22 protein-coding genes and 1 pseudogene are annotated in these 13,738 nt (G+C 39.7%); 4 read left to right on the top strand and 19 right to left on the bottom strand.

All coding sequences use genetic code 11. The features are described 5' to 3' along the window. Positions 1-2: 2 nt before the first annotated feature. The 18 genes from ACZ49W_RS05060 to ACZ49W_RS04975 form a co-directional block, all read right to left on the bottom strand. On the bottom strand, positions 3-269 hold the full coding sequence (locus ACZ49W_RS05060) for a type II toxin-antitoxin system RelE family toxin (protein ID WP_464814243.1): 267 nt from the start codon (positions 267-269) through the stop codon (positions 3-5). Next, entirely contained in the window at positions 266-487 is a 222-nt protein-coding gene (relB, locus tag ACZ49W_RS05055) for a type II toxin-antitoxin system RelB family antitoxin (RefSeq protein WP_464814242.1), read from the bottom strand. Before relB ends, ACZ49W_RS05060 begins: the two co-directional genes overlap by 4 nt. A 42-nt stretch (positions 488-529) precedes the next feature. Then, a complete protein-coding gene (locus ACZ49W_RS05050) occupies positions 530-865 on the bottom strand; it encodes a hypothetical protein (protein ID WP_464814241.1) in 336 nt (111 codons plus the stop codon). Positions 866-1,149: 284 nt separating this feature from the next. After that, positions 1,150-1,566 carry an ArpU family phage packaging/lysis transcriptional regulator gene (locus tag ACZ49W_RS05045; protein ID WP_464814240.1) on the bottom strand — a complete coding sequence of 139 codons (417 nt, stop codon included), beginning with the start codon at positions 1,564-1,566 and terminating at the stop codon, positions 1,150-1,152. A gap of 89 nt (positions 1,567-1,655) precedes the next feature. Continuing rightward, positions 1,656-1,934, bottom strand: coding sequence for a hypothetical protein (locus ACZ49W_RS05040; RefSeq protein WP_464814239.1), 279 nt, complete (start codon positions 1,932-1,934; stop codon positions 1,656-1,658). Beyond that, positions 1,927-2,304, bottom strand: a complete 378-nt coding sequence (locus ACZ49W_RS05035) for a replication protein (protein ID WP_464814238.1) — start codon at positions 2,302-2,304, stop codon at positions 1,927-1,929. Before ACZ49W_RS05035 ends, ACZ49W_RS05040 begins: the two co-directional genes overlap by 8 nt. Continuing rightward, positions 2,291-2,539, bottom strand: a complete 249-nt coding sequence (locus tag ACZ49W_RS05030; protein ID WP_464814237.1) for a hypothetical protein — start codon at positions 2,537-2,539, stop codon at positions 2,291-2,293. Before ACZ49W_RS05030 ends, ACZ49W_RS05035 begins: the two co-directional genes overlap by 14 nt. A gap of 7 nt (positions 2,540-2,546) precedes the next feature. Further along, positions 2,547-2,783, bottom strand: coding sequence for a hypothetical protein (locus ACZ49W_RS05025; RefSeq protein WP_464814236.1), 237 nt, complete (start codon positions 2,781-2,783; stop codon positions 2,547-2,549). A gap of 5 nt (positions 2,784-2,788) precedes the next feature. After that, positions 2,789-3,367 carry a hypothetical protein gene (locus ACZ49W_RS05020; protein ID WP_464814235.1) on the bottom strand — a complete coding sequence of 193 codons (579 nt, stop codon included), beginning with the start codon at positions 3,365-3,367 and terminating at the stop codon, positions 2,789-2,791. Positions 3,368-3,453: 86 nt separating this feature from the next. Continuing rightward, positions 3,454-3,603: a hypothetical protein gene (locus ACZ49W_RS05015; RefSeq protein WP_464814234.1), complete on the bottom strand. Its 150-nt coding sequence runs from the start codon at positions 3,601-3,603 to the stop codon at positions 3,454-3,456. A gap of 55 nt (positions 3,604-3,658) precedes the next feature. Next, complete coding sequence (locus ACZ49W_RS05010) at positions 3,659-4,501, bottom strand: ATP-binding protein (RefSeq protein WP_464814233.1); 843 nt, start codon at positions 4,499-4,501, stop codon at positions 3,659-3,661. Positions 4,502-4,616: 115 nt separating this feature from the next. After that, positions 4,617-5,453: a replication initiator protein A gene (locus tag ACZ49W_RS05005; RefSeq protein ID WP_464814232.1), complete on the bottom strand. Its 837-nt coding sequence runs from the start codon at positions 5,451-5,453 to the stop codon at positions 4,617-4,619. A gap of 17 nt (positions 5,454-5,470) precedes the next feature. After that, the gene (locus ACZ49W_RS05000) at positions 5,471-5,758 is read right to left on the bottom strand and encodes a hypothetical protein (RefSeq protein WP_464814231.1); all 288 of its coding nucleotides are present in this window, start codon (positions 5,756-5,758) and stop codon (positions 5,471-5,473) included. A 153-nt stretch (positions 5,759-5,911) separates the two neighbouring features. After that, positions 5,912-6,130, bottom strand: a complete 219-nt coding sequence (locus ACZ49W_RS04995; protein ID WP_464814230.1) for a hypothetical protein — start codon at positions 6,128-6,130, stop codon at positions 5,912-5,914. Further along, positions 6,127-6,372: a hypothetical protein gene (locus ACZ49W_RS04990; protein WP_464814229.1), complete on the bottom strand. Its 246-nt coding sequence runs from the start codon at positions 6,370-6,372 to the stop codon at positions 6,127-6,129. The genes ACZ49W_RS04995 and ACZ49W_RS04990 overlap by 4 nt, the downstream gene beginning before the upstream one ends. Positions 6,373-6,587: 215 nt before the next feature. Continuing rightward, a complete protein-coding gene (locus tag ACZ49W_RS04985) occupies positions 6,588-7,307 on the bottom strand; it encodes a Rha family transcriptional regulator (protein ID WP_464814228.1) in 720 nt (239 codons plus the stop codon). Positions 7,308-7,489: 182 nt separating this feature from the next. Further along, a complete protein-coding gene (locus ACZ49W_RS04980) occupies positions 7,490-7,660 on the bottom strand; it encodes a hypothetical protein (protein WP_464814227.1) in 171 nt (56 codons plus the stop codon). 203 nt (positions 7,661-7,863) lie between these two features. Continuing rightward, positions 7,864-8,052: a transcriptional regulator gene (locus tag ACZ49W_RS04975; protein ID WP_464814226.1), complete on the bottom strand. Its 189-nt coding sequence runs from the start codon at positions 8,050-8,052 to the stop codon at positions 7,864-7,866. 208 nt (positions 8,053-8,260) lie between these two features. On the opposite strand from ACZ49W_RS04975, the gene ACZ49W_RS04970 reads away from it, so the two are divergent. The 4 genes from ACZ49W_RS04970 (at position 8,261) to ACZ49W_RS04955 (ending at position 11,968) form a co-directional block, all read left to right on the top strand. Continuing rightward, the gene (locus ACZ49W_RS04970; RefSeq protein WP_464814225.1) at positions 8,261-8,770 is read left to right on the top strand and encodes a helix-turn-helix domain-containing protein; all 510 of its coding nucleotides are present in this window, start codon (positions 8,261-8,263) and stop codon (positions 8,768-8,770) included. 11 nt (positions 8,771-8,781) lie between these two features. Next, complete coding sequence (locus tag ACZ49W_RS04965; protein WP_464814224.1) at positions 8,782-9,474, top strand: hypothetical protein; 693 nt, start codon at positions 8,782-8,784, stop codon at positions 9,472-9,474. A 358-nt stretch (positions 9,475-9,832) separates the two neighbouring features. Then, positions 9,833-10,501 carry a Fic family protein gene (locus ACZ49W_RS04960; RefSeq protein WP_464814960.1) on the top strand — a complete coding sequence of 223 codons (669 nt, stop codon included), beginning with the start codon at positions 9,833-9,835 and terminating at the stop codon, positions 10,499-10,501. A gap of 321 nt (positions 10,502-10,822) precedes the next feature. Next, positions 10,823-11,968, top strand: coding sequence for a tyrosine-type recombinase/integrase (locus ACZ49W_RS04955; protein WP_464814223.1), 1,146 nt, complete (start codon positions 10,823-10,825; stop codon positions 11,966-11,968). 197 nt (positions 11,969-12,165) lie between these two features. On the opposite strand, the pseudogene ACZ49W_RS04950 reads toward ACZ49W_RS04955, so the two are convergent. Next, positions 12,166-13,736, bottom strand: a pseudogene (locus ACZ49W_RS04950) (IS3 family transposase). Positions 13,737-13,738: the final 2 nt, after the last annotated feature.

Here is a 13,738-nt window from a genome sequence, read left to right as displayed (position 1 = left end):
GCTTAATCATAAATGGATTTGCGGTGTCCTACCTCCAAAGCAAGAATAACCATCTTGTCGTCTTGGATGTCGCAAATCAAACGGTAATCACCGATACGATAACGCCATTCTCTAGCTCTATCTCCCGTTAACCCTTTACCGTGTTGTCTAGGATTTTCGGTTTGTTCTAAATGTTTATCAATCCAAGAAAGTAGTAAACGTTGGACGTGCTTGTCTAGTTTCTTGATTTGTTTCTGAGCTTTTCTAGAATATTCTACATGGTAGGTCATAGGCCTAATTCTTTCTTAAAATCAGCGTGTGAAACAGTTTCAGGGTCTTTTTGATATTCGTCATAAGCAGTATGATAGATATTTAAGTCATACTCATCTTCGATTTTTTGACTGAGCGCTGTTTTGAAAAGCTCGGATAAGGTTTTTCCTGTTACTTGTGCATAAGATCTAAAAAATTCTTCCTCTTGTTGATTGAGACGTAATGATACAGTAGCCATGGTTTTTCCTCCTTTTTGTAATACATTGTAGCACACAAAATGTTAGTCGTCAAGTAAGGTCTCCAGCACGCCCTGCTTGTAGTGTTTGGCAAACTCTAACAAGGCTTCTTGCATAATGGTATTGTAGTCATCGATGGTCAGATTGAGAATGTGACACATTGCGGTGCGTGATAGGCGTTTCTTGCCGATAGTACAATACCAGTTGGCCAGTATCTGTCTTTTAGGCTCGGTCATGTTATCCAGTACCCTGTCAATCTCAACTAACAAAGCAGACGCATGATCCGCAAAATTACCCTCGTAGTTATTGGTCAGCTTGTAAAGGTTCTTATAATTGCCCAGCACCCGCCTAGAATGTCCCAAAATGGTTTTGATTGTCATGGTCTAGCCCTCCATGGTATAATAACCTTGTACCTTAGGTTAATTATACACTAAAGCTAGCGGTTCCCTGTTGGCTTTTTTTGTCATTTCTCGGAGTTCAAGTCCTTCTGTCACTTAAAAATTCAAGCTGCCTTTGTAAAACCTTAGTATTCCTACTTTACTGTTTTCGGCACCTCACCAAACGCCCTTATTTGCCCCTGTCATCGTCTTTTGGTGGTGTGTGATGATTTAGTCTATCATAGACAAACAGTGGCTAGAATGGAGCAAAAAATCAATTTAGCGACCTACTCCGTTGCGACCAAGCAAATGCCGTGACGGTAGCATTCCGCAAATTCCACCAAAGCTTTATTCAAGACTTCGTAAAACGTAGTTTCAGAATAACCCAGCTCGGTGTAAATACAAAAATCATAGACCTTGGGTAGGCAATATTTACGCTTTAAGATATTTCGGTAGTCCTCGCTAACCATGTCCAAGGCTTTTAGAATATCATCACGCTCTTGCTCGGCTTGGGCTTTTCTTGTGACTTGATATTCCACTTGGCTGTAACGTTGATGATTTGATTTAGTTTTGTTATCTGACCAAGTGGGGCTGGTTATGGTCTGATAAGGTGTACCTGCTACCCTGCTTAATCGGCGGTAGCTGTTTAGCACTTTCTTGGCTTTCTTGATGGTCGCTTTCTCGTCAATATCCAGTAAAAACATTGTCGGCTGTCTCCTTGATACAGAATACCCCTAGTCAATGACAGGGGTAGTGGTGCGTGTGTTCGGTTTGTGCTATTCTAAATTTCGATTTAATCGGTGTAAAAAACAACATTGAGGTTCTCGTCTAAGTCCCAAAGGCTATCAACTTCATCAACACTTGGAAAGCTCTCAATCATAATTATAGACTTTTCAAATTGTTTTTGTCGTAGGTATATCCCAACCTTATCGGATTTTAGTAATACCCCGTTGATAGCAAATAGACCGTCCAATTCTGGCGGTCTTTCTACGAATAGCACCTTGTTGCCGTTGCGGTTTTCCAATTTGTCTGATATCACCTTTAATCTTGAGACTAGAGCTTTTTTATTCATCGTCAAACCTCGCTTCGATTTCTTCGATATATTCCATGATGTCCTCGGTCTCGTGGGCTTTGTAGCCAAATTCCAAGATAGTTCTAGCACTCTGCTGGCGGGCGTAGGGGCTTATAGATTCATCTAGCATAATATCCCGCAAGACCTCCACCGCCTCCGTACTAGCCGACTGTAAACGGGCGGTGGCTTGTTGCATGATGTCGCTTCTTGCTTTCCTATAAGCTCTTTTAAAAGCAATAGATTTCAGGTATTTGTGGCCTGTTGTCCGTGAGATACCCGCTTTTTGAGAAGCCTCCTCAATGGTGCGTGAGGTGAGAAGAGCGGTTAAAAAGTTATTTTGCTTGGTGTTTAGCTTTTCAACCATCATCATCCCTCTGTTCTAACAGGCTTCTGATGGCTATTCTAAAATCTTTGTTATAACGGAACGTCTTAAAATCGGGTGTTTGTGACAAAGCGTTTATTTGTGCTTCCAACTCTTCGTTAGTCAGTAAAGCACTAATAAAATCAAACCATTGGGCCATGACCTCTTCCAGTGAGTCGCTGTTTAAATACTCTAACCGCTCTTCTATCATCTCAAGGCGCTTCAATAGGGCTTGTTTGTTCATGTCGTCCCTACCATTTCTTGGGGTTGACCATCTTTTTGTAAAGCTCTTCGTTTTCTTCTTTGAGTTTTACCCGTTCAGTGTAGCTCAAGCGGTCAAATTCTTCTTGGGTGAGTTGGTTGGTCTTGCGATACTTTTCCAGTTCGTCTTTTAATTGCGCATTCTCTTGGACAACTTTCTTATACTCACCATGTACCAAATCAAGCGTCTTAACTGTTGATAATTCTTCAATCATTTCTTTGTCCATCGTTTTTAACGTCCTTTCATGATGTAAGCCAAGTCGTTGGGATCGCCAAAGGTTTGGTCTCGGCGCCCCTCAAAAAACTCTCCTGCATCGGATAGATAACCTGTTGAGTAGGTTATGTAATAGTCGTGGGCATTGATTTTATCCACCAATTCTCCGTAACCTTGACCTGAAAATTCCGTCCCCAATTCTTTTGCTTTTTGCTTGTAAGCTGTATTGTAGGTATTGATACGGTTAAATAGCTCCTTGGCAGCCGTGATGATAGATTCACGCTCCGTTACTAGCTCTGTTTGTTTGTCCAATTGCTCTTTTAGATAACGTTCAACGGGTAACCCTCGGATTTTTTGGGCTAAGGGGAGAATGCGTTGCTTGGCAATTTCCTTAGCTTGTGCTTTGACTGATGGTAAAAACTGCTTTTTCTCATGGAGTAGTGTAAAGTCTTCAAAGGTAAGAGATTCAGCATTTTTCTTCTCCAATTCTTTGATTTCTCCTTCTAGTTTGATAACCTCGCTATCGAATCGCTCGATAATAGCAAATTCTTTGGCCAGTTCATCAACTTGTTTTTGTAACTCCTCTTTTGTTATCATTGTATTTTTCCTTTCTTTGATAAATAGAAAAGGCATGACAAAGAGTGGTTAAAACTCTCTATCATGCCTCTTTTTGTAGTAGTCGGCTATCTGATCACTTCATCCTTGGTTACGGACACCTTGGTCACTTCGCCTTGGTGGAGTGTTAGCGTGACGCTTCCAAATTCTGGGGTAATCACATTTCTTATTATACCATTTTTTTTGTAATAAATAAAGCCTTCTTCCATCTCACTCACCTTAACCCCTCCTTATTGTTAAATTTCGTTTAGGTTTGTTCAGTAATTTTCATAGTCAATTTTCCTGTTTGAGTTCTCTGATGTGATAGCGTTTATCCTTGATTCCAAAGGCTCTGAAACTATTTCCTTCCAGTCCTTTAGTAATACGGCTATAATTTCGCTCATTGTAAACCCGCTTCATTTCATCGGATGTCAAGTTGGTATTGATAATAGTTGTTTGTCTTGCATTTAGAATTTTAAATAAAAAGTTTTGTTCCCAGTCGCTTTTAGCTTTGATTTCAGCATTTTTAGCGCCTAAATCGTCTAAAATGAGATAGTCCACCCCAGTTAGTAGCTTGATCGCTTCATATTCTGTCAAGTTGGCTTGCCTTCCGTAGTTCCAACCGCTTTGGATTTGTCCCACAATATCATCAAAAGTCAAAAAGAGCACGCTTTTAGGTTGTCCTCTGTCTTTGTAAAGCTCATTGATATTCTTGGCTATAGCTAGACAAAGATGGCTTTTACCAATGCCAGTCCCTCCAGTAATCAAAGTATTGCCTACCATACCGTTGAGATACTTCAAAGCTTGACCTTTGGCAAAGGCCAACAATTTTTGTTCTTCGTCGGTCTGTGCTACATAGTTTTTGAAAGTAGCATCATCAAGTTCTGCTGGGATAATGCTATTGCGCTCCAAAACGTCATAGGTCGATCTATAACTATCTTTGTTTTGTAAGTCTCTCAAGCTTTTTTCTTTTTTAGCTTCGATAACTTCTTTGGCGCATTCAGGGCAAAACTCTTGATACTGCCAATCTTCGCCATCTGGAATAGGGTATCTAATTTTCCAGTAATTGACTTTGTGTGTGTCACAAAGGCGGTCAATCACCTCCCGACGGCGGTGTTGGTCAAATTGTTCTGTCATGTCACCTCCATACTGCCTCCTAATCTAAGTTTTAGGGGGCAAATAGCGTCTATTTTTATCCAAATGATAAATAATACCACCTAACAATAAAATCGCTCTATGGCCTCGTGAGAGCCTAAAAAGGTTCATCAGCACTTGGTTGCCAATTATCGTAGTTTCTGGGCGTGTGTTTCGTGGTGTTTTTACGTTGTGAGTTCCGCACTAAATCAACGGTCATCAATCTATCAGATTTCCAACGTTTCAGAATGCTTTGGATATAGGCAAAGTTAGCTTTACCGTGTCTGACCGCCTCTCTCAAAGCCTCCAAGATAAGGTCGTCTTCAAAATCTTCTAGCATGTAACCTAATTCTTCTCTTTGAAACTGGGATAAGGGCAAGCCTAATTCTTGCTCAAAGGCTTCATAGAGTTTTTTATATTCTTGACTGAAAATAGGGGGAGTAGCAGGGGGTGTCTCTATACTAGATATAATGCTACCACTACCCCCTTTTCTTGGTAACTCAGTCTTGGTTCCCTTAGTCTTAGTAATATCAGTCTTAATTGAGTGTAATTTTTTCACGTCCGTAGAGCCCTTTTTTACACTATCAGACGTGTAATTTTTACACTTCCTAGATGTATTTTTTACACTTTCAAGAAAGAGCATGTTTGGCTTGTTTAGACCTTGTCGTTTTTCTTCCAACAATCCCTTGTCTATCAATTCCTTTTTGATGTTGATAACCGTTTTATTGCTACAATCTAGATCATACATGAGTTGGTTGACGGTATAGAATTGATACACGCACCCACGCTCATCAATCCAGCCGTTATCAATCGATAAGCTCAAGCGGTCAAAGAGCAACATATACATGAGTTTGGCGTTAGAGCTTAAATCGGAATAAGCTTCATCAGTAAACAAGACCTTTGGCATTTTGTAAAAAGCCATAGCTTGCTTCAAGTCATTTGCTTTTATTGGCAATGGTAGCCTCCTTTATCTTAAAATTTGTGTGCGTGATCATCAATTCCCATAAATAAGAGAATGTCGCTAATCTTGTAATAGGTCTTCTTGGTATCTTCAAGCGGTGGCTGGTATTTCCTCAGACCTGCCTTTTCCCACTTACGCAAGGTTTTTCCCTTGATATTTAGTTCATCCTTTAGGTCAGACGCTTCAATCAAGCCTGTTACTCGTGGCTTTTGTTTTTTGGCATAAGAGAAGAAGCGGGTCGCAAAGTCTGACAGCCACGTCATGACCCGTTCTTCAAAGCCTTTAGAAAATATTTCCATCAGTTGTACCTCTTTATTTGTATCACAGCCCCGTAACGCTCCCTAACGACGTTTCTTTTGGGCTCTGGTGTTTGGCTTGGTTCTTCTTCCTGCGGTAGCTGGTAGCGGATCAGTTTGACGGCTAGCCAGACTAAAAGTAGCAATAAGACCAGCTCAAGCGGTAGTGGTAGGTTGATTTCTTGGATCATGTTTCTTCCTCCTCGCTCTTTCTTCTCTTATTCCTGCAATTCTGCCTATCTCAAAAAGATAGAGCAGCGCTAGGCTTGTTGAGTTGTGCTTATATAGGTATTCCTGGTAAAAGTTAATCGCTTTAAGGTCGGTAGCGTTAACTGGTTGGAGTTCTGCGATTTTGCTGATTTCTTCTAGTGTCATTCTTTCTCCTCCATGATCTTCTCAATAAAGCGATAATGGTCGCTAGCTAAATGGCTTAAAGAATCAATAGCAAGCGTTAAAACGTCTGCATACTGTTCCTTTAGCGCTATAAAATTATAAAAATCGGCTTGGCTATTTTTAATGCTCCTTAGCCATCCTTCAACCAAAATCAAGGCGTTGCTCGGTGTCGCCATTTGACTTGTTAGGTCTTCATACTGATCAAGGATTTGTTCTGTTTTCATTTCTCGTCCTCTCTTTTGAGTGCTTCATGTTTTTTACTGTACTGTTTTTTGTTATCCAATCATTTGTAGCCAAGATACCCAAATTATGCTATAATTTAAGTATCTTATATCACTAAAACCCCTTTAATAACGGCTTGCCTGCTCGTTATTTGTGTTTTAGTTAGTGTTTAAAGGCTTGTGAGTTTGGCGACTGTTAAGCCTTTTTTTGTTGCATTTTAGTCACTAAGTAAGCCAAAGACACCGAATAGGGGCTGTCTAAATTCTTCCACCTCTGCTGGGTGCCAATTCTCCATGGTAGCTCTGATATAAGCTAACTTGAGTTTATCCTTGACGGCACAATAATTTAGAATTTCCTCAAAGCTGGCCAAGCCAATATCAATGACTGTCGGGCGAATATCTCGCAAGTAGGAATAAGGCACGCCCTTGGTGTAGCCATAGTAGCGAAGTAGGCCGTACATGCCCAAGCAAAAGTAGTCTTGGTGCATTTCGTCATCTTTTGGTTGGATGATAATGCTTGCCTTGGATAGCCTATCGCGTAAGATTCCCACTAACTCGGCTGGTGTTGGGATTGGGATTTCTCCAGTTTTTGGCTCGTTTAGAGCCTTTTTCATTGCCTCGAATTGTTCAATGTAGGCTACCTTATATTCCAAGGCACGTTGGCCAGTGTAGCCCATAGCTAGCAAAGTAAAACCTTTTTGGGTCATGTAATAAAGGGGACGAGTTTCTCCTTTGGGGTCTATGTATTCCCCCTTGGCAAAATAAGTGTCGCATTTTAGGTTAACGAGCACAGATCTGTGCTCGTTGATTTTCTCCATTTCCTCTATCTTTTTCCGAATATCCGTCAGCACTCTTCTGTGTTCCTTGTTAAATACCTCAGCAACCTGTAAACTACTGACAACTAATTCATCATTTCTTAGAATAATTCCTAGCTCCATTTTGGTCTCCGTTTCTTTAATTTTTTTTGGGTACGAAAAAAGTACCCTATTTTTTCTCCCTGTAACTGTTAAGGGTTCACAAAATAGAGTACGCATGATATAATATTTACGTACCTACTTTGTGGGTCGCCCCCTGTTTAGTTGCTCGGTCGCCAAACTAAGACAACTAAACAGGGTTCTTTTTATTTTTCAGACTTTAAAAGTTCTATTCCTTTCAAAATCGCTTGGGATTTTGTCAAGTTTCTGGCCGTTGCTACGTCTTCCAAATTTTGGAACTCATCAGCCGTCATCTTGATTGTTACCTTGCGATTTTTAGGATTTTCGCTTTTAGGTCTTCCAATTTTTGCAGTCATGGATTTCCTCCTTTCTGACTGTACCATTATTATATAACGGTACAGCCCATAAGTCAACCCCTAAATCAAACTTTTTTTAATTTTTTTGCGTACTCTATTTAATTGTCAAAGGTCAAGTTGTTCCCTTCAGATTTGGGGACGTTTTTTTGTTTTGGTCGGCATCTCTACTTCGATTTTTCAAAGGTGAAAGGTAGTGAAAAATCTTATTTATCGTCTTCTAGCCAGTTCATGACAGCATTATAGATCCGCCGTGGGGCATCATAGTCGCCATTCTCAACCTTGGCTAGTGTGACGTGTGTTGTCTCTAGCCTTTTGGCTAGATCTTTAGCGGTCATACGCTCAATAGCTCGCTTTACTCGAACACGCTCAGCCATTTCTTCAGTAATAAGCATTTTGTATCCTCCTTTTCTAAATAATAGGTAAGTAGTGAAAGATAAGACAGATTGAAAAAATCATCTATAAGTTATCCAAAACGGATAACTTGATTTTAGTATATATCTATTTTTGTTACTTGTCAACACTTTTTTTAAAAAAAGTTATCTTTTTTGGATACAATAATAGAAAATAATGTTATAATAATGGCGAAAGGTAGTAGTTACTATGAACAGATTGAAAGAATTACGCAACGAAAAAGGCCTAACCCAGCAAGAGTTGGCTGACGCAATAAATGTTTCAAAAATAACCATCTTAAGATGGGAAAAGGGCGAACGGGATATAAAATCAGCCAAGGCTCAGCAACTTGCTGACTATTTCGGTGTAAGTGTAGTGTACTTATTGGGGTATCAAACAGAGGAAGAACGTAAGATAATAGAAAATACCGTTAAGAGTATAGAACCAATTATCAATCTTCATAAAGAGTATAAAGAGAAACTAGAGTATGCTAAGAATAATGACATTTCAGATTTGATAAATTCCGCTTGGAATAACGAAAGTATAAGTTTGTATTGCAGCCGTTTATCTGAGGTTATAAACCAAATTGTTGTGAAGGATAATTACTCAGAAAAGGAACAAAAGGAAATAGAGACGTTGAAAAATGAGATACTATCCTTATTGGACTTCATCTATGGTATGCGTTTAAAATTGGAAAATCATGTTTACTATTATAAGTAAGGGGGGATAATATGGGATTCTTTTCTAATCTATTCAAACCGTCTCAAAATATAAACAAAACATTTACAAATAAAAAAGCAGATAAAGAACTTGATTCTAAATACTGGAATATATGGGATAAACGTCCTAGTCTAGTTGATTACTACGGTCGTCCATGGAATTTAGCTCCTTATACTGATAAATATAAAACTGATGAAGGTTTTAAATTAAGAGAGTTACTATTATTGATATGGTGGGGCAAGCCTAAAAAAGGACGGAAGATGTCTGCATCTATACCTAAATATTTTTTTAATGATTATGCGCTGAACGGCGATAAATTAACCCAAATATTCAAAAGAAAAGGATTATTATTTGAAAATAACGGACAGATAATACTTACAGAACAAGGAAAAAGTATTTATAATAAATATTACACTTTGTGGGAAGTTCATTCTTTTAAAGAATTACCTACTTGCTTAGACTCGGATTTCCCTAATTGGAATCTGAAGCTATTCACTATCGAATGGTATAAGCAAAAAATAAAATACCTCAAAGCTGAAAATATCCATAACAAAAAAATAATTGATTTTTATAAAGATTATCCAACATATAGTAACGGACTAGATCGCATGGACAGTGTAGAATATTTTCAGGGTGAAATCGAACGGAACCAACTAGAGATTAAGGCGTTATTGGAAAAAATACAGATTCTATCCAATGATTAAATTTAAGCTTCAAAATCTATCCAGTCATTGATTCATCTAAACAAACAACAATGTAATTTTACTTTCCAAAATTGAAAAGCAAACAAGGATCTAACTCCAAGTGAGGTTCTCACGCACCTCCCTCTGTTTTAGGACGGCGCCCTATTTTAGGGCGTCCTAGGCTGTTGGTTTAACCTCCCCCTCTTGAAAACCTCGGATAAAATTCTGTACAGGGAATTGATGTCTGATTGTGACTCAATAACAAATCGTTAGTGAGAACCTCAAAAAACCTCAATTTCAAACTATCAGGGGTGACGGGCTGGAACGCCCCATCATATTTTCTTGTGGTGTGTGAGACTATAAAATTTAGAAAGGAAAAATAATGTATTCGCAAAAATATCTTGATGACGTTCTTGTTCGCATGGCCTATCATTCCAGCGGCATAGAGGGCAACACCATATCCTTGCCCGAAACCGTCAGCATTATCATTGAAAATAGCCTACCGGGTAATCACAAAAGCATCCGTGAGTTTTATGAGATAGAGAACCATAAGCAGGCTTTTAGCTTTTTGCTGGATCAGCTAGATAGTCAACCACCTCTTACAGTGGGACTGATACAAGATTTTCATGCTCTCTTGACGGATAGATTGCAGCATGATAGAGGACGTTTTAAAAGTTCCCAAAATGCTATTATCGGGGCAGAATTTAAAACAGCTACACCAGAAGAAACACCCTATTTGATGACTCAGTGGGGGGACAATACGTCCTATCGTCTAGAAAATGCCCAAAGTGATGAGGATATTTTGGAGGTGTTGGCTGATACGCATATTCAACTAGAGCGCATTCACCCTTTTTCTGATGGTAACGGCCGAACAGGTCGCCTTATCTTGATGTATCTTGCTATGAGGTATCTTGGCGCCCCAGTCATTATCAGCAAAGACAATCGGGCGGAGTATATGGAGTTGTTGGCTAACCAAGATAGTAAAGGCTTGGCCAACCTACTTCAGCAGTCGCTGACTTATGAAAAAGACCGTATGATACAGTTTTAACTATAGAGTGTGCGTGATCCATTTCTTCTTGATGGAACAGTGACAATTTTATAAAATAGCGATAGAATAAAGGGGTAAAAGATTGTTTTTATCATTGGTCAATACCTCCTTTCCAAGGTGGTATCGTTAGCCCCAGTGATGTTATACCATATTTTTAAAAGCCCCCTATTGGCCTCTCTGTACACTTTTTTCTTCGGTCATATAAATTCCCACCCAGACCAAAAACAAGCGAAAATCGGGGCATTCTCGTAGATCCTCGCATGATATCACCTAAAACCCCTTTAATAACGGCTTGCCTGCTGATGTATAGAAAGGTATATCATGAAAATCAACGAAGTTAAAAAGAAAAATGGTAGCATTGTCTACCGTGCTAGCGTCTATCTTGGTGTGGATTCTGTCACAGGAAAGAGAGTTAAAACTAGCATAACGGGACGAACTAAAAAAGAGGTCAAGAATAAAGCCCAGCAAGCTCAAATCGACTTTAAGGCTAATGGATCAACTGTTTTTCAGGAAGTTAAGATAAAGACCTATCAAGAATTGGTAGACTTATGGCTTGAGAGTTACCAGCTCACGATCAAGCCCCAGACTTATCTCAGTACGCTTTCTTTTTTAAAAACGCATATTTTGCCGACTTTTGGGCATATGAAGTTAGATAAAATAACGCCCAGCCTTTGCCAAAGTTTTGTTAATCAATTATCTACAAAGCTGGTTAATTTTAAAGTACCGCATTCCATCAATCGGCGCATTTTACAGCTAGGGGTCACGCTCCAGCTCATTCCTTACAATCCAGCTCGTGAAGTTATCATGCCCAAGCAAAGGAAAGAGGGGCGCAAGGCAGTCAAATTCATAGATCCAAGCGACCTGAAAACTTTTCTTGACTATATGGAAAAGCAAGCAAACCGCAAGTATTTATACTATTTCGAATATGTCTTGTATAGTTTGCTTTTGGCCACCGGTTGCCGTTTTGGTGAGGCGGTTGCCCTTGAGTGGTCAGATATTGACCTAGATCAAGGGACTATCAGTATAAATAAGACTTATAACCGCCAAATCAAGCAAACTACCACGCCAAAAAGTAAAGCGGGGAACCGTACTATCAGTATTGATAAAAAGACGGTCAATCTGCTCAAACTCTATCGTAGTCGACAAGCACAGTTATTTAGAGAGGCTGGTCAAGAGCTTCCAAGCGTTGCCCTAGCCGTCCCGAATCGAACCTACCAAGACATGTCTATCCGACAATCAACATTGAAACAACGTTGTAAGGACGCAGGGATAGCCCGTTTTAGTTTTCATGCTTTTAGACACACGCACGCTAGTCTATTGCTTAATGCCGGTATCAACTATAAGGATTTGCAATATCGGCTGGGCCATGCTAATATAACAATGACGCTAGACATTTACGGACACCTTTCCAAAGACAAAGAAAAAGAGGCGGTTTCCTATTATGAAAAAGCCATCAATAATCTTTAGTCCACAAAAATGTCCACAAATTTAGTTTTACAGTCTTATCAAGGCCTTAAACTCCTTGATATATCAATGTTTTTAAAGGAGATATACAAAATCATGACAAAAACGCACGTTTTGACTTATTTTTTCTAAAAGAAATTAAAAAACCAGTCGACTGAATGAACTGCTCCCTGTCAAGTGGACAATGAAATAATAAAAGATTAGGCGACGGCCTTGTTCCTCATTTCAAGAGGGGCAAGGCCGTTGTTGCGTTCTTGAAAACGTTGATGATTATAAAAATAGATGTAGGCATCAATATCTGACACCAGCTCCTCAAAGGTCTTATATTTCTTCAAATCATAGCACTCCGTCTTAAAGTGCCCAAAGAAACTTTCAATTGGTGCGTTGTCAATACATTTGCCAACACGAGACATAGAGCGTGTCATCTGATACTGGGGCGTTAAACGGTAATAATCTTTCGAAGTATACTGCGAACCTCGGTCGCTGTGAATTAATGGTGTCGCATCCGGATTAGCTGTTCGTGCTTTACGAAGCGTTTCTAACACCAACTCATTATCATTAAACTGACCAACCACATAAGCGACAATAGAGCCGTCATAAAGGTCCTTAATAGCACTCAAATAGGCTTTACAGCCGAGACCATACTTCAAGAACGTCACATCTGTACACCATTTCTGATTGGGGGCAGTAGCTGTAAAATCACGATTGAGAATGTTGTCTTCTACATTGACAAAGCTGGTCTTGGTACAGTAGCCCTTAGCCCTTCTGATAATGGAACGAATGCCTAAAATGTGCATCAAGCGACGAATCCGCTTCTTGTTGTAGTTTGTTTCAAGCTTGCGATTGACAAATAGCGTCATACGACGATAGCCAAGAATGTCATTATGTTGACTATGAAGGTCCTTGATGACGTCTATCAATCTTGTATTTTCTTGTTCCGAAGGAGTTTCTTGATGATGTAACCACTTGTAATAGCCCGAGCGAGATACCTTTAGAATACGGCACAAGTGGCTGATAGAAGCCTCTTCTTGTTCTTTCCTGTATTCTTTAATCGCTTTGAAGGATTCTAAGTGGCGACCTAGTCTTACCGTCGGTTTCGTCGTTTGATGTCTTCTAACTTTTTTAGCAGGCCGTTCTCCATTTCAAGATACTTAATCCGTTCTTCCTGTTGCTTGATTTTGAGGCGTAACTCTTCTTCTGGAGTAAGGTTTGGTTTACTTTCAAGGCCTTTTCCACGTCGGTCGAGGAGGCCGTTAGAACCGTCCTTCTCGAACTTTCTCACCCAAGAATAGACCTGTTGGTAGGAAACACCATACTTCTCAACAGCTCCTTGGTAATCTTTCTCGTGGGCAAGAGTAAAATTGACAATCTCAACCCGTTCTTCAAATGTTGTCTTGCGTCCTTGTTTCATACGACTCATTCCTCTACTAGTAGCTTTCAATTCTTTACCACTAGTCTAACGTTTTATCCATGAGCTGAGAACATAATGACAAGAAATTCCATATTTTTCAGTCAAATCTTTGAGACTTCCCAAGCCACTGAGATAGTCGGAAACAGCTTGTTCCTTTAGTTCCTTACTATACTTCGTCCAGTGACGGCTTTCCTCTAGCCCTTCAATACCAGCTTCTTTGTACTTCCGAACCCAGTTCGATAGGGTGTCTTTAGACACACCATGGTGCTTAGCTAACCAGCTAAGTGATTGCCCAGCTTCCAAGTGGAGTAGAACAATTTCTAGTTTCTCAGAGACAGACTTTGGACTTCTTTTGGACATAG

The sequence above is a fragment of the Streptococcus sp. STR1/CE/0325 genome (assembly GCF_055386095.1).
This window is presented reverse-complemented; position numbering and strand designations above follow the sequence as displayed.

Coding starts and splice junctions, on each gene's coding strand:
- ACZ49W_RS05060 (WP_464814243.1), bottom strand. CDS start 269: ATGACCTACCATGTAGAATATTCTAGAAAAGCTCAGAAACAAATCAAG.
- relB (WP_464814242.1), bottom strand. CDS start 487: ATGGCTACTGTATCATTACGTCTCAATCAACAAGAGGAAGAATTTTTT.
- ACZ49W_RS05050 (WP_464814241.1), bottom strand. CDS start 865: ATGACAATCAAAACCATTTTGGGACATTCTAGGCGGGTGCTGGGCAAT.
- ACZ49W_RS05045 (WP_464814240.1), bottom strand. CDS start 1,566: ATGTTTTTACTGGATATTGACGAGAAAGCGACCATCAAGAAAGCCAAG.
- ACZ49W_RS05040 (WP_464814239.1), bottom strand. CDS start 1,934: ATGAATAAAAAAGCTCTAGTCTCAAGATTAAAGGTGATATCAGACAAA.
- ACZ49W_RS05035 (WP_464814238.1), bottom strand. CDS start 2,304: ATGATGATGGTTGAAAAGCTAAACACCAAGCAAAATAACTTTTTAACC.
- ACZ49W_RS05030 (WP_464814237.1), bottom strand. CDS start 2,539: ATGAACAAACAAGCCCTATTGAAGCGCCTTGAGATGATAGAAGAGCGG.
- ACZ49W_RS05025 (WP_464814236.1), bottom strand. CDS start 2,783: ATGGACAAAGAAATGATTGAAGAATTATCAACAGTTAAGACGCTTGAT.
- ACZ49W_RS05020 (WP_464814235.1), bottom strand. CDS start 3,367: ATGATAACAAAAGAGGAGTTACAAAAACAAGTTGATGAACTGGCCAAA.
- ACZ49W_RS05010 (WP_464814233.1), bottom strand. CDS start 4,501: ATGACAGAACAATTTGACCAACACCGCCGTCGGGAGGTGATTGACCGC.
- ACZ49W_RS05000 (WP_464814231.1), bottom strand. CDS start 5,758: ATGGAAATATTTTCTAAAGGCTTTGAAGAACGGGTCATGACGTGGCTG.
- ACZ49W_RS04995 (WP_464814230.1), bottom strand. CDS start 6,130: ATGACACTAGAAGAAATCAGCAAAATCGCAGAACTCCAACCAGTTAAC.
- ACZ49W_RS04990 (WP_464814229.1), bottom strand. CDS start 6,372: ATGAAAACAGAACAAATCCTTGATCAGTATGAAGACCTAACAAGTCAA.
- ACZ49W_RS04985 (WP_464814228.1), bottom strand. CDS start 7,307: ATGGAGCTAGGAATTATTCTAAGAAATGATGAATTAGTTGTCAGTAGT.
- ACZ49W_RS04980 (WP_464814227.1), bottom strand. CDS start 7,660: ATGACTGCAAAAATTGGAAGACCTAAAAGCGAAAATCCTAAAAATCGC.
- ACZ49W_RS04975 (WP_464814226.1), bottom strand. CDS start 8,052: ATGCTTATTACTGAAGAAATGGCTGAGCGTGTTCGAGTAAAGCGAGCT.
- ACZ49W_RS04970 (WP_464814225.1), top strand. CDS start 8,261: ATGAACAGATTGAAAGAATTACGCAACGAAAAAGGCCTAACCCAGCAA.
- ACZ49W_RS04965 (WP_464814224.1), top strand. CDS start 8,782: ATGGGATTCTTTTCTAATCTATTCAAACCGTCTCAAAATATAAACAAA.
- ACZ49W_RS04955 (WP_464814223.1), top strand. CDS start 10,823: ATGAAAATCAACGAAGTTAAAAAGAAAAATGGTAGCATTGTCTACCGT.